Origin of the sequence: Rhodococcus sp. 14-2470-1a, from assembly GCF_002259425.1 — a bacterium.
In the GTDB taxonomy this organism is placed as follows: Bacteria; Actinomycetota; Actinomycetes; order Mycobacteriales; family Mycobacteriaceae; genus Rhodococcoides; species Rhodococcoides fascians_E.
In genome coordinates this window covers 125,821-139,569 of record NZ_NPFZ01000024.1, presented here as the reverse complement: position 1 = coordinate 139,569, position 13,749 = coordinate 125,821, and the positions used below count along the sequence as shown (strand labels likewise).

The 13,749-nt window shown below is 64.3% G+C and carries 14 protein-coding genes; 9 read left to right on the top strand and 5 right to left on the bottom strand.

The annotated features are described in order from the left end of the window. Positions 1-2: 2 nt before the first annotated feature. On the top strand, positions 3-431 hold the full coding sequence (locus CH292_RS12015; RefSeq protein ID WP_026348109.1) for an SRPBCC family protein: 429 nt from the start codon (positions 3-5) through the stop codon (positions 429-431). Between the two features lie 11 nt (positions 432-442). Here the strand turns inward: CH292_RS12015 and CH292_RS12010 are convergent, their stop codons facing one another. After that, on the bottom strand, positions 443-877 hold the full coding sequence (locus tag CH292_RS12010; protein ID WP_019666934.1) for a hypothetical protein: 435 nt from the start codon (positions 875-877) through the stop codon (positions 443-445). Beyond that, a complete protein-coding gene (locus CH292_RS12005; protein ID WP_019666933.1) occupies positions 870-1,250 on the bottom strand; it encodes a hypothetical protein in 381 nt (126 codons plus the stop codon). Before CH292_RS12005 ends, CH292_RS12010 begins: the two co-directional genes overlap by 8 nt. Positions 1,251-1,511: 261 nt before the next feature. Between CH292_RS12005 and CH292_RS12000 the strand changes: the two genes are divergently transcribed. From CH292_RS12000 to CH292_RS11965, 8 genes are read left to right on the top strand one after another with little or no spacing between them, the layout of a single operon-like run. Continuing rightward, complete coding sequence (locus CH292_RS12000; RefSeq protein WP_026348108.1) at positions 1,512-2,036, top strand: MSMEG_0572/Sll0783 family nitrogen starvation response protein; 525 nt, start codon at positions 1,512-1,514, stop codon at positions 2,034-2,036. Positions 2,037-2,045: 9 nt separating this feature from the next. Continuing rightward, a complete protein-coding gene (locus tag CH292_RS11995) occupies positions 2,046-3,101 on the top strand; it encodes an MSMEG_0568 family radical SAM protein (RefSeq protein ID WP_094654826.1) in 1,056 nt (351 codons plus the stop codon). Continuing rightward, on the top strand, positions 3,101-4,504 hold the full coding sequence (locus tag CH292_RS11990; RefSeq protein ID WP_094626624.1) for an MSMEG_0567/sll0787 family protein: 1,404 nt from the start codon (positions 3,101-3,103) through the stop codon (positions 4,502-4,504). Before CH292_RS11995 ends, CH292_RS11990 begins: the two co-directional genes overlap by 1 nt. Then, complete coding sequence (locus CH292_RS11985) at positions 4,501-5,382, top strand: carbon-nitrogen hydrolase family protein (protein ID WP_019666929.1); 882 nt, start codon at positions 4,501-4,503, stop codon at positions 5,380-5,382. The genes CH292_RS11990 and CH292_RS11985 overlap by 4 nt, the downstream gene beginning before the upstream one ends. Next, entirely contained in the window at positions 5,375-5,665 is a 291-nt protein-coding gene (locus CH292_RS11980) for an MSMEG_0570 family nitrogen starvation response protein (protein WP_019666928.1), read from the top strand. The genes CH292_RS11985 and CH292_RS11980 overlap by 8 nt, the downstream gene beginning before the upstream one ends. Then, positions 5,662-6,918 carry an MSMEG_0569 family flavin-dependent oxidoreductase gene (locus CH292_RS11975; RefSeq protein ID WP_094654825.1) on the top strand — a complete coding sequence of 419 codons (1,257 nt, stop codon included), beginning with the start codon at positions 5,662-5,664 and terminating at the stop codon, positions 6,916-6,918. Before CH292_RS11980 ends, CH292_RS11975 begins: the two co-directional genes overlap by 4 nt. A 4-nt stretch (positions 6,919-6,922) precedes the next feature. Further along, positions 6,923-7,777 carry a carbon-nitrogen hydrolase family protein gene (locus CH292_RS11970; RefSeq protein WP_094654824.1) on the top strand — a complete coding sequence of 285 codons (855 nt, stop codon included), beginning with the start codon at positions 6,923-6,925 and terminating at the stop codon, positions 7,775-7,777. Then, a complete protein-coding gene (locus CH292_RS11965; RefSeq protein ID WP_020112424.1) occupies positions 7,774-8,838 on the top strand; it encodes an MSMEG_0565 family glycosyltransferase in 1,065 nt (354 codons plus the stop codon). The genes CH292_RS11970 and CH292_RS11965 overlap by 4 nt, the downstream gene beginning before the upstream one ends. A gap of 2 nt (positions 8,839-8,840) precedes the next feature. Here the strand turns inward: CH292_RS11965 and CH292_RS11960 are convergent, their stop codons facing one another. From CH292_RS11960 to CH292_RS11950, 3 genes are read right to left on the bottom strand one after another with little or no spacing between them, the layout of a single operon-like run. Then, complete coding sequence (locus tag CH292_RS11960; RefSeq protein ID WP_019666922.1) at positions 8,841-9,884, bottom strand: adenylate/guanylate cyclase domain-containing protein; 1,044 nt, start codon at positions 9,882-9,884, stop codon at positions 8,841-8,843. Then, the gene (locus CH292_RS11955) at positions 9,877-11,307 is read right to left on the bottom strand and encodes an HAD-IB family hydrolase (protein ID WP_094654823.1); all 1,431 of its coding nucleotides are present in this window, start codon (positions 11,305-11,307) and stop codon (positions 9,877-9,879) included. The genes CH292_RS11960 and CH292_RS11955 overlap by 8 nt, the downstream gene beginning before the upstream one ends. Continuing rightward, positions 11,307-13,631, bottom strand: coding sequence for a glycerol-3-phosphate 1-O-acyltransferase (locus CH292_RS11950; RefSeq protein ID WP_094654822.1), 2,325 nt, complete (start codon positions 13,629-13,631; stop codon positions 11,307-11,309). Before CH292_RS11950 ends, CH292_RS11955 begins: the two co-directional genes overlap by 1 nt. Positions 13,632-13,749: the final 118 nt, after the last annotated feature.

Below are 13,749 nucleotides of genomic sequence, written 5' to 3'. Positions count from 1 at the left end.
GTATGGCGACGATCAGTGTGACCGTGCAGATGCCCGAGAACCCGCAGGGCGCGTGGGACAAGGCGTCGGCCCTGGACAGGTTCGACGAGTGGATGACCATCCACGGTGGATGGTGCAGCCCGCCGCCGAAAACGCTGTCCAAGGGCACCGAAGTCGAATCCCTCGTGAAGGTCAAAGGCTTCAAGAACACGATCCGATGGACGTTCACCGAGTACAAGGAACCCGAGCTCATCGAAATGTCCGGCAGCGGAAAAGGCGGCGTCAGGATTTCCCTGACGATCCACGTCCGCGAAAGCCCCGGCGGTTCCGAACTGACCCTCGACGCGGAATTCGGCGGCGGCGTCCTCTTCGGTCCCGTCGGAAAAGTCGTCGCCAGAGCACTCGATTCGGATGTGAAGAAATCCGTCGCCAACCTCGCGGCGCTGAAGTAGAGGACTCCGGTTTACTGCGGAGTGCGCGGCTGCCGGGTGCGACGCAGCCACCACAGTCCGGCGATGGGAAGTACGACGGGGATGAAGACGTATCCCTGGCCGAAGTGAGACCAGACCGTTGCGTCGGGGAAGTCGTCGGGCTGGATGTAGCTGAGGGCGCCGATCGCGAGGACGCCGACCAGTTCGATGATGCACGAGACCGTCACCACCTTGCGTGATGCCTCGGTGGCACGAGCGAGCCCGACCGTCGCGACGATGTAGACCACTGCAGCGACGGCCGACAGGATGTACGCGAACGGTGCGACGTCGAACCGCGTCGTCAGCTGCACGATCGATCGGGACGTTGCAGCCACAGCGAACACCGCGTAGACGGCGATCAGGAATCGGCCGAATCCGGTGCGTGTCGCCTGCTGCAGGTTGTCCCGGGGTGACGAGGTATCAGGCATATCCGGCCCATATCTGGCTGAGGCGCAGCACCATGGCTGCGAGGGTGACGACGGCGACGAGCAGCACTGCTGTACCGCCGCGTGAGCGATCGCCGAGCGACCACCAGGTGCCGATCGGCAACAGCAGCAGGAGCCCCACGAGGTACGAGCCGAACGTGAGGCGATGTATCTCGCGGTCGCTGGTGAACATCATGGCGAATCCGATGACTGCTTGAGCGAGCACGACGGCCTCGGTCGCGGCGATCGTCCAGAACAGCGCCCGGTTGGATCGGTACTTCAGGAGTACCGGGCTCCCCATGACGAGTTTGACCAGAACCCACACGCCGACGATCAGGGACATCACGTACAGCAAGCCTGTGACGGCGCCGATCATCGTTTCCTCGTTCGAACTAGGCAGTGGTGCGGGTGGTCAGTAGGACTCAAGGGTATCGGTCCGCGCAGGTGCCTGGATGTGAGCCCTTCGAAACAGTGCGTTATTCCGCGCGTGACCATTCGGAAATGGATGGGGCTTGTACTTGTCTCATGGCCGAAGAGCATCTCCGGCTTCGATTCTTCTCTCCACCGGTGGCCAACGATTGCCCACTCGGTTCTCAGTCACCCGCTGATCGACAACCTCTCATCCCAGGAGCACTACGTGTCCGATATCGACAACGCCATCGCCGAGAACATCGCCAAGTCCCTCTCGGAGATCCCGCACCCCTCGCTCCCCAAGGGCAGCAACATCTACGGTTCCACCAAGATCTTCCCCGACTACAAGGCCGAGAACGGCGAGAGCTACTTCACGCTCGTGCACGGTATCGCCCACGAATCATCCGTCAGTTTCGTTGCCGTGCTGCAGGCAACGCGGGCACTGCGCAAGGGCTTCGAGTCGGCCATGTACTTCTACGGTCCCGGCGCTATCAATTGCCTTGCCACGCGCGGCTTCCCGACGACCGGCGACTCAGGGTTCCCGGGCGAGCAGAACATCAACGACTCGCTCGCGACGTTCATCGCCGAGGGTGGCACCGTGTTCTGCTGCCGCTTCGGCCTCGCGCTGCACGGTGGCCGCGAGGAAGACCTGATCGAGGGCGTCATCCCGGCGCATCCCCTCGACGTCCAGGACGCCCTCATTCACTACGCACGCAAGGGCGCCATCATCAACTCGACCTACATGGTCTAGGAGCCTGACATGTCTGTCAGTGCGCGTGTAGACCTGGCGTTGCTCGGAGTTCGAGGGACGCCGCCGGTCAACAGAACGGCCGGCGCCGGGCCCAGCGACGACGGGCATGTTCGAATCGATGGTCTCGGCGCAGCCATCCCTCGTAATCCGTTGAGTCCGTACGTCCTCGAAGAGGGGCGAATCCTGTTCGACGGATCGGACATCGGTCTCGACGTCCAAGCAATCGACCGGCCGAAATTCTACGACCTGAAGACTGCCGACGGAATCGCCTACGAGAAGATCGCCAAACTCCACGGAACCAGTGTTCTCGCAACCACCGTCGTGCAGACGTGTATCAGGTACGGCGCAGACCAGCGCTGCCGGTTCTGCTCCATCGAGGCATCGCTGGAAGCAGGAGACACGATCGCTGTCAAGACTCCGGCGCAGCTCGCCGAGGTTGCCGAAGCTGCAGTCCGACTCGACGGTGTCACCCAGATGGTCATGACGACGGGTACCTCCGCGGCGAAGGATCGCGGAGCGCGGCACCTCGCACGGTGCGTCAAGGCCATCAAGGCCGTGGTCCCGGATCTGCCGATCCAGGTGCAGTGCGAACCACCCGGCGACCTTCAGACCATCACCGATCTCTACGACGCCGGTGCCGAATCCATCGGCATTCACGTCGAATCACTCGACGACGATGTCCGTCGGAAATGGATGCCGGGTAAGGCCTCGGTGTCGATGGACGAATACCGAGCGGCGTGGAAGGAAGCGGTTCGCGTCTTCGGGCGCAACCAGGTCTCGACGTACATACTTGTCGGCCTCGGTGAGGATCCGGACGAATTGGTTTCGGGTGCAGCCGAACTCATCGAGATGGGTGTCTATCCCTTCGTGGTTCCGTTTCGGCCGCTCGGTGGCACGCTGGCTGTCGATGTGGATCATGCGGTCGCTCCGAACCGAGATGTGCTCGAGAACGTGACGCGCCGGGTAGCCAAGGAGTTGCAAGCGGCATCGATGCTCGGTGCGGATCAGAAAGCAGGCTGTGCTGCGTGTGGAGCGTGCAGCGTATTGCAGAATGCGGGTGGCTGATGTATGCGAGTGACTTGGCCGGTCTGTCGGGAACGGTACCTACCGAGGCCGATTCGCACTTCTTGATCCAACCGTGTTCGAGCGCTTCGCAGCTCGGCACCTACCGCCGATTGAGACGCGACATCTTCGTCCGAGAGCAGGGGCTGTTCGCCGGGTCCGATCACGACGACGTCGACGACGACCCGCGCACGGTAGTACTGGTCGCCACTGCGCCCGACGGCAGCGTGCTGGGCGGAGTTCGGTTGGCTCCCTGCACATCGACCGATCTGGGGTGGTGGGCCGGCAGCCGGTTGGTGGTCTCGTCGGCGGCGCGCACGTCCGGGGTCGGGCCGGCGTTGGTGCGGGCCGCGTGTGCGCACGCCGAAAGTCGCGGCGTACTGCGTTTCGACGCCACCGTGCAGAAACAGAACGAGACGCTCTTCACCAGGCTGGGATGGGTCAGACGCGCCGACGTCGACGTGCACGGCGCGCCACACGTCGCCATGTACTGGCCGATCGATCGAATCGAGCGGCTCGTGGTCTCGACCAAGGCGATGCTCGCGGGTGTGCTCGCACCCTTGCGTGCTCAACCACTCGGTCTCGGTGCCAAAGGATTCCGTGGCGACGACGGAGTCCCCGTTCCGGGGAGCGACATCATCGCCGCGTGCGACGCCATCCTGCCTTCCATGGTCGACCGCGATCCCGAATGGGCGGGCTGGTGTGCCGCACTGGTCAACCTGAACGACCTGTCGGCAATGGGGGCCCGGGCCGTCGGAATGCTCGACGCGGTCGGTGCCCCGACACAGTCGAGGCTCACGCGCATCGTCCGAGGGTTGGCCAACGCGTCACAGGCCTGGCAAGTACCGGTCCTCGGTGGTCACACCCAGGTCGGGGTGCCGTCGTCGCTGTCGGTCACGGCACTCGGAAGTACCCCGCGCCCCGTTCGCGCCGGCGGCGCGTCCGCCGGAGACGTCCTGACTCTCACCGCGGACATCGAAGGCAACTGGCGACGGGGTTATCAAGGTCAGCAGTGGGATTCGTCGTCCAGACGAAACTCCGAGGAGCTCACGCAGATGGCGTCGTTCGTCGCTCGGACGGCGCCCCGAGCCGCGAAGGATGTCTCGATGGCCGGCCTCGTCGGCACTACCGGAATGCTCGCCGAAGCGAGCGGAACCGGAGCCGTTCTCGACGTCGCCTCCATCCCCAAACCCGACGCCGCCGCCATGGGCGAGTGGGTCACGTGTTTTCCAGGGTTCGCGATGATCACCGCGGACCGTCCCGATGCGCAGTGTGCACCGTCGGGACCAGCAGTATCCGCTCGATGCGGCCAGCTCACCGACATTCCGGGCGTCGCTTTGCGGTGGCCCGACGGAATCACCACGTCAGCGGTCACGTCCACCGTGACCGGATTGGGAGAAGCATGAACGACACGACCATCTCCGTGGCCGCAGCCGAATTCGGCCGCGACATGGAACAGGGATACCGGACCATTGCCGCGTTGCTCGAAGAGGCGCGCAACCGCGGAAGTCAGCTGCTGGTGCTGCCCGAGGCCTGCCTCGGCGGGTACCTCCCTTCGTTGGGTGGCGGTGACGAATCCGAGGAAGCGCGCCGACGCAGGCTCGAAAGCCTTCCTCCTGCTTTGGAACTGGACGGACCGGAGTTGAAGCGGGTCATCGACATGGCGGGCGACACCGTGATCACCCTCGGATTCTGCGAGAAGGACGGCGGCACACGCTACAACGCGGCGGTCACGCTGCACGGCGACGGAATACTCGGTTCGTACCGCAAGGTGCATCAGCCGCTCGGCGAAAACCTCTGCTACGACGCAGGCGACAGCTACGCTGCCTTCGATACTCCGGTCGGCCGGATGGGTATGCAGATCTGCTACGACAAGGGATTCCCTGAAGCCGCACGTGAACTTGCGCTCGACGGCGCGGAGATCATCACCTCCATCTCCGCGTGGCCGACCGCCCGTACCGCGACAGTCGAGAACATGGAGGACGACCGCTGGAAGCAGCGCTTCGACATCTACGACCGCGCCCGCGCACTGGAGAACCAGGTGGTGTGGGTGGCAGCCAACCAGTCGGGCACCTTCGGATCCTTGCGGTTCGTGTGCAGCGCCAAGATCGTCGGACCCGGTGGCGAGATTCTCGCGGGCACCGGCGTCGAACCCGGTTTGGCGACGGCGACGGTGGATGTCCAAGGGTTGATGGCGGCTGCACGCGGAGGCGGAATGTACAACCTGCGCGATCGTCGGCCCTCGGTGTACAAGACCATCACGAAAGAGCCAGTTCATGCCTGAGATGCGATTTCTCGTGCAGTGGCCCGACGGCCGCGAACAATCCTGTTATTCACCGTCTCTGGTGATGCACGATTACCTGACACCCGGAGCGGAGTACTCGGTCGAGGAATTCGTGAAGCTGACCTCGGAAGCGTTGACGGTGGCCAGCGATCGCGTGCTGGCGAAATTCGGAATGCGGTGCACCTCCGCCGCCCAGCAGATGGAAGAAATTCACGACGTCGGCGCCGGGTACTCCTCGGGCGCAGTTCGTGTCCTGAGTATGTCGGGAGCTGAATTGTTATGAGCGAACATCACTCCGTGATCGTCGTCGGCGGTGGACAGGCGGGACTGTCCATCAGCTGGCATCTGACGCAGCGAGGAATCGACCACGTCGTCCTCGAGGCCGAGACCGTCGCGCACGAGTGGAAGGATTCCCGCTGGGACAACTTCACCCTCGTCACGCCGAACTGGCAGTGCGCCTTGCCCGGATTCTCCTACGACGGTGACGATCCCGACGGCTTCATGAAGCGCGACGAGGTCTACAACTTCGTCCGGCGGTACGCAGACACCTTCGACGCACCCGTCCGCGAACACGTCTCGGTGGTGAACGCACTCCAAGGCACCGAGGGCGGCTTCGATCTCGAGACCACAGCCGGGCCGATGCACGCCGACCACCTCGTCGTTGCGGTCGGGGGATATCACATCCCGACGATCCCGCGTTTCGCCGAGAAGCTGCCGAGCGACATCCTTCAGATCCACTCGTCGGAGTATCGCGGGTCTCATCAGTTCCCGGACGGTGACGTGCTGGTCGTGGGTACCGGACAATCGGGTGCGCAGATCGCCGAGGACCTGCACCTGGACGGCAGGAGCGTGCACCTGGTCGCGGGGACCGCTCCGCGCGTCGCACGGTTCTATCGTGGCCGTGACTGTGTCGCCTGGTTGCACGACATGGGCGTCTACGATGTGTCCATCGAAGATCAGCCCGGTGGCGTCGGAAAACGCGAGAACACGAACCACTACGTGACGGGACGCGACGGTGGTCGTGACATCGACCTGCGCGCGTTCGCGACCGAGGGCATGCAGCTCTACGGCCGGCTCCTCGGCGTCGACGACGGGGTGTTGCGGTTCGCGCCGACGCTCGAAGCGTCACTCGATGCAGCCGACGCCGTCGCCGAGTCCATCAAGGACAACATCGATGCCTACATCGAGCGTGAGGGTATCGATGCACCCACCGAGAAGCGCTATGTTCCGGTGTGGCGTCCGGAGCAGGAGACCACGGAGCTCGATCTGGCAGACAGCGACGTCACGGCAGTGATCTGGTCCGTCGGCTTCCGTACCGACTACCGGTGGCTGAAGGTCGGTGCGTTCGACGGCGAGGGCCACCCGACGCACAACCGCGGTGTCACGTCGGTGTCGGGTCTGTACTTCCTCGGGCTGCCGTGGCAACACACCTGGGGGTCGGGACGCTTTGCTTCCGTAGCCCGCGACGCCGAGTTCCTGGCCGAGCAGATCGGCTTGGAAATCAGTGCTGCTCAGCCGGAGAAGGTAGTGGTCTAGCTTCGTGACATCCATCAGGATAGGCGCTCTGGCAGCACATTTCGGTCGAGACGTGGATCGCGCGGTGTCCAAGATCGTCACGATCGTCGACAGCGCCAAGCGAGACGGACTCGATCTTCTCGTGCTGCCGGACGCCTCCCTCGGTGGGTACATCGACAGTCTCCGCAATCCCGACGTGTCCGAACTGCCGCCGACTCTGGACATCGACGGACCGGAGATCGCCGCCATCATGGCCGCGGCCGGGGATCTGACCGTGTGCGTCGGGTACACCGAGCTGGCCGGCGGGCTTCGCTACAACGCCGCGGTGTGTCTTGCCGGCGATGGTGTGCTGGGTAGTCACCGGAAGGTGCATCAGCCGCTGGGTGAGTCGCTCGCCTACGCTGCGGGGGACACATTCTCGGCCTTCGACACTCCTGTCGGTCGGATGGGCATGCTGATCGACTACGACAAGACGTTCCCGGAATCCGCTCGCACGCTGGCGTTGGACGGTGCTCGCATCATCGCTGCATTGTCCGCGTGGCCTGCGAGTGTGACCGACCGGGCGTCCAGTCTGCCCAACGATCGCCAGTCTCGGTTGTTCGATCTGTACGACGCAGCACGTGCCGCGGAGAACCAGGTGGTCCTGGTCTCGTCCAACCAGACCGGGGTGATGGGTTCGCTCCGATTCCTCGGACAGGCCAAGATCGTCGGTCCCGGCGGCGACGTGCTCGTCAAGACACGCGACAAAGGAGGCCTCGCCGTCGTCGACATCGACGTCGACGCCGAAGTCGACCGTGCGCGCCGGGGTCTGCACCACCTGGAAGAGCGGCGAGTGGATGCGTACCCGAATCTGTTGAACGAGAAAGGATCAGGAAGTTGAAGGTGGCACTCCTGACGTACTCGTCCAAGCCGCGCGGCGGAGTGGTGCACACGCTTCATCTGGCCGAAGCGCTCGCCCGCGCCGGCGAGGACGTCACCGTGTGGTCGCTGGGTCGAGGCGGCGATGCGGCATTCTTCCGTCCCGTCGATCCGTCGGTGACGGTCAGAATGGTTCCGTTCGAGGCCCGCGAGAACGAAACCGTCGGAGACAGGATTCTTCGTTCGATCGACGTTCTGGGGCAGGCATTCTCGCGCGAGGAGTACGACATCGTCCACGCGCAGGACTGCATCTCGGCGAATGCCGTGGGGCAGTGCATCCGGACTATCCACCACCTCGACACGTTCACGACCCCCGCGCTGGCTGCGTGCCACGAGCGCGCGATCACGGAGCCTCGTGCGCGGATCTGCGTATCGGCCGCCGTGGCCGAAGAAGTACGAGCCGGTTGGGGTTTCACACCCACGGTGATTCCGAACGGAGTGGATGCGCAGCGCTTCGACGCCGCAGCGAGGTCGAGGGGAACCCAGTGGCGGGACAAGCTCGGGAAGTACGTCCTGGCGGTGGGCGGCATCGAGCCTCGAAAAGGGTCACTGGACCTGCTCGACGCCTTCTCGTTGCTGAACAGGCCGGACTTCTCGCTCGTGTTCGCCGGAGGGGAAACACTGTTCGACTACCGCGACTACCGGCATGAATTCGATTCGCGGGCAGCAGAACTGGGAATCGAACCGGTCGTGCTCGGCGTCGTCGACGACGAGGAACTGCCGCACCTGGTCGCGCAGGCGAGCGTTCTTCCGTTCTTCTCGACGAAAGAGGGCTTCGGTCTGGCCGCCATGGAAGCGCTCGCGGCAGGCACACCCGTCGTCGCCCGCGACCTGCCGGTACTGCGTGAGGTGTTCGCGGACGCCGTCACGTACGCGACGAGCCCACAGGACATGGCGTCGGGACTGGCGGATGCGATCGATCACGGCCACGACCCGGACGTCGGTCGCGCCCTTGCGCGCAGCCTGACGTGGGACGAAGCAGCACGCAGGCACCTCGACTTCTATCGGTCGGTCCTCACATAGGGTCAGTCTCTTCTGTTCCTTCGCAGTGCGTGCGGCTTGAGCTTGTGGAAGCCGCGAACACGAAGGGAGCGAAGAGACTTGAGGTAGAACTCGGAATCTTCCCTCAGCAGTTCCGTCAGCGTCGTGTCCACCAGGATGGTTCCCGGGTGCGCCGAGCTGGTCAGGCGCGCAGCCATGTTGACGACCGAACCGTAGAGGTCGCCGTAACGGGCAAGCACCGGTCCCCAGGCGATTCCGACGCGGAGCTCGGGCATGTCCTCGTAGGTCGCGAACGCATCCTGGAGATCGAGGGCGATGTGGGCGGCGTCCTCGGGCGTCTGCGCACTGAACATCACTTCGTCGCCGACGTTCTTGATCACCGAACCACGACCGCGCGCAATGATGTTGGTGGCCACGGACTCGAACTGCTCGAGCAGTTCGGTGAGCTCGTCGATGGCGAGGCGTCGCGTCAGGCTGGTGTATCCGACCATGTCGGCGAAACCGACGGCCAAGGTACGGCTGGTGGTCTCCTCGCCCGGATCGGCGATGGCGCGGCCGGCGGTGGCCGCCAGATGCCTGCGCCAGGTGTAGGACTGTAGGGCTTCGAGCGTCGGCACCGTCTGCGCCGCGATCTCGCGCGCGTCGCGGCGGATGGCGTCGAGGTCTGCGGGGCTCGCGAGCTCGTCCGCGTCCCGGCCCTCGGCGTCACGTCCCTCGGCGACGCGGTCGTGTATGTGACTGTTCACAACGCCCACTTGCCATTCGGTGAGCCTGGACATCGTCTGACCGAGGGTGCGCGCGATGGCGACCTCCATGTCCGGACGGATGACCTTCTGCTCGGTGAGACCGGTGATCATGCGCAGAGCATCGAGGTCCGCGTCGGTGTACACGACGGCATCGGCGTCGGTGTGAACCGGGAAGCCCATCGCGATCCACAATTGAATGACTCGCTCGAGCGGTATCCCGGATTTCTCGACGATATCCGTGCGCGTGTATTTCGGTGTTCCCCCCAGCAGATTTTTTTCGATTTCTCTCTGCACGACCGAGTTGATCTGTTCTTCAGGCATATCCCAGCGTTCTGTCGAAAAAGGACCGGACGTCGTCGATGTAGTTGTCGATCTTCTCGGGAACCCAGTCCTCGGTGGAGATGGGCTCGCCGACGGTGACATCGACCGTACCGGAGTGCGCGGTGAAATCCTTCTTCCACATCACGTCGCCTGCGTTGTGGATGACGATGGGAACGATGGGTACGCCGGCCTGCATCGCGAGGTGGAAGCCGCCCTTCTTGAACCGGCCGAGCCGCGACGTCGGCATCCGGGTGCCCTCGGGCGCGATCGCCACGGAAATGCCGGAATGCAACTTCTCGATGGCCGGGGCCATGGCCTCTCTGGCCTGGGCTGGATCGCCGCGGTCGATGTAGGCGACGTCGAAGATCTTGCCGAGGAGAGCGAAGCGCGGGTCGCGTTCGAGTTCCCGCTTGGCGACGGCGGTGATGTCGCGACGGAGGATCGACGCCACGATGATCGAATCCGCGGTGCTTTGGTGATTGAACATGAACACCGCAGGCCGAGCGGACCACGCGTTCTCGGTGCCGACGACGTTCAACTTCACGCCCGCGAGCGTCAGCGCGATGTCCGGGGCGATGGAGGAGGTGATGTTGGCGCCGGTCCGCCTGCTGCGGGTCAACAGGCCGAGACCGAGCCCGATCCCGGCACTGGCGAGGACGGAGCCCAGGGCAGCGGTACTGCGAACAGCCGACGCCAGGTCGGTGCCGCGCTTGGGGTTCTCGAGCCTCAACGACGTCCAGCCGGCCTTGTCCGCGTGCCGGGTGAGCTCCTCGTCGGGGTTGAGTGCGACGGGTCGGCCGACCTCCGCCAGAAACGGCACGTCCTCGCCGCCGTTGGAGTATCCGAAACAGCGAGCCAGGTCGAGGCCCTCCCGGTCCGCGTAATCCGCGACGGCCTTCGCTTTGCGCGGCCCCCACAACGACGTCCCGACGAGTTCGCCGGTGAGGACGCCGTCGACGACGACCGGTGTGGTGCACAGCAACTCGTCGAACATCAGGTCCTGCTCTACGGGAATGGCCTGATACGGGGTCGCGGAGGTAGCCATCACCAACCGGTGCCCCGCGTGTCGGTGTGCTTCGACGAGCCTGCGGGCCTGCGGGTAGATCATCGGTGCGATCTCGTTGCGGAACAGGGTGTATGCCTGCTCCATGAGGTCCTCCTCGCGCCGTCCCTCTAGACCCTTGACGGCCTTGCCCATCAGGTTGTCGACGGGGGAGTTGCGCATCCGCATCTCCACGACGGCGCTCGAGATCTCCCACAGTTCGTGAACGGTGACATCGAAAGTCTTCAGTCGTTCCAGGAACACGGCTTTCGCGGAGAAGCCGTTGATCAGCGTGCCGTCGAGGTCGAAGAACGCCGCAGTGTCCGGGCCTTCGGGTGCCTCGGCGATGGCCTGCAGCTGGAGGTCGAGAGGGCTGGTCATCAGGCGTCGTCCTCACGTTCGTCGGTGCTCGCGACAGGGGCCGGGAGGGTCAACGGATCCACCTCGTCGAGCATGCGGTGGGCCATGTCGCGGACGATTCTCGCTTTCCGTGCCCATTCGTTGATCTCGCGGGCGAAGTCCCGTCGGCGCTGCGCAAGGTTTTCCCCGCCCGGATCGACGAGGTTGCGATTGTCGGCCAATTGCAGTGCAGTGTCGAAGAGTTCACCCGAGATGGCTTCGCTGTGGTCGAGTTGTTGCCGAAGCCTGCGGGCCTGAGCTGCGCCGAGGCAATGCGTGACGAACGACGCCTTGTCGAACTCGACTCCGGTGGGCTGCAGCATGAGCTGATCCGCCACCACCTGATAGGCCTCCAGGATGGGCTGCAACACGCGGTGAGCGAGATGCAGGTCCTGGGACTCGAGCTGCCGCGAGGAGTACTCGGGATCGTCCAGATTGGCGCGCCAATCCGGATCGATCAGTGCCACTTCGGCTTCGAGGCGATCACCGAAGTCCTTCTTGTCGCCGAAGAAGAACTCGAATTTCAGCAGGTCGCGGAGCTCGAGCGCCGACTTCCACAACGATTCGGGCGTCGACGGTGTGCCCTGGCCCAGGTCGGGCAGGACGACCAGTTCGCCGATGGCGCGCATCACGAAGTAGTGAATTGCGTTGTTGCGGAAGAACGCCGCAACCAGGTGCTTGTCCTGGGCGAGATAGAACACCGGCTCGGGTCCGTCGTCGAAGCGCTTGACGACGCCCGCATTCACCTGCGCGATGACGGCGGATCGCACCACGTCGACCTCGCTGATGTCGATGCCGCCCGCCGTCGGGAGACCGCGTCTCTTGATGTAGCTCGCAAGAGGCGAGATGATGGCCCACATCTCGTGCACGTTCAGGGCGCGGTCTTCGATACCGAGCAGTGCCATCGTCACCAGCGCGGCAGGGGTCACCGGCGTCGTGTCGTTGATTGCGTGCGACACCGTCAGCGCAATCTTCTGCACCGCAACGCGTTTGTCCTCGTTGTCGTCGAGTATGGACCGCACCGAGACGGGCTCGGCGAAGTTGAGGTACACGTTGCCGCGCAGTTTGCCCTGGGCGCGGATGTAGCCGATGGCCATCCGTATTCCCTCGGCTTGCTTCTGCGCGCCGTGGGATTCGGCGGCCATGGCGCCGACCTCGTGGAGTCGGTCGTACGTGATGGCCGTCGGCACCAGATAGACATCCTCGGCGTCGCTGGACTCGAGGGCGTCGACCAGATAGGTCAACAAGCCGAAGCGCGGCGGACGGAGTTTGCCGGTGCGGCTACGTCCGCCTTCGATGTACCACTCGAGATTGAAGCGCTTGCTCAGCAGGAAGCTCATGTACTGACGCAGCGTCCACTTGTAGATCTCGTCGGAGAACTTGCGTTGGATCAACACGACGCCACTGCGTTTCGCGATGGGGCCGATGGGCCAGAAACCGACGTTGATGCCGCCCATCACGTGGTTGAGTGGCAGCCCTTCGGCAAGCAGTGCGGGCCGCAGGACCAGAGGATCGAGGTACGAGCGATGGTTGGGGAGGAAGACGAGAGGGTGCTTCTTGTTGAGTTCACGCACCTTCTGCAGTTGAGCTCGGTCCACGTCGACCTTGTACGCGCGAGAGAAGTAGGCGCCCAGGGTGCCCCACATCTCGACCGCCCGCCTGGTCTCGGTGGCCACCATCTCGCCGAGGATGGTGTGTACCCGTCGCTCCACCTCGGGTACGTCCTCGCCGACCTGTCGCGCGAGCTCCGCGATGCCGTCGTGGAACTTCTTCTGTTCGGTCATGTCCTCGACGACGAAGCGCGGAATCTTGTACTCCGAGCCGATGACGTCTCGCTCGGCCCGGTCGAGGGCAAGAGTGGCCTGGCGGGCGATGAACGAGGACAACGACCTTCCGCCCGACTTCTCGAACTTGGCCGACAGATCGCCCAGCGTCGCGGGTTCGCCGACCAGGACGGCGGACCTGTCCGGGTCGTCGCCTTGGACCCATCGTTGCCAGGTCTTCGTCGGGAGCGAGTTGCCGCGCGGTGCGAGTGCCCGACGGAGGAATCCGGGTCGCTTCTTGGCCGACAGGGTCACGCGAAGCGGAATCAGCAGGGGGTCGTCACCGATCCCGCGTACCAGCTCGGCCACCTGCCCCGACGAGTCGCCGGACAGCGCGATCGACGGAGGACGAGTTTCACCGTCGGGCGTCGTCGCGTCGATCCACGAGTTGAGTGCCTGGATCTCGAGAGCCCCCGCTGCGTCGAGCAAATAGACCTGCCGGCCTTCGGTTGTTCGCTGATCACTCGCTTCGACGTGGTACATCGAGTCCTCCCGTTTCCCGTACCGCACGCAGGTACTCGGCCAGGCTACGGGGGCGAAGCGGCCTATATGCGGGTTTGGGGTCGGCTATCTCACAATGCTCTCGCCATGCCCCTCGGGC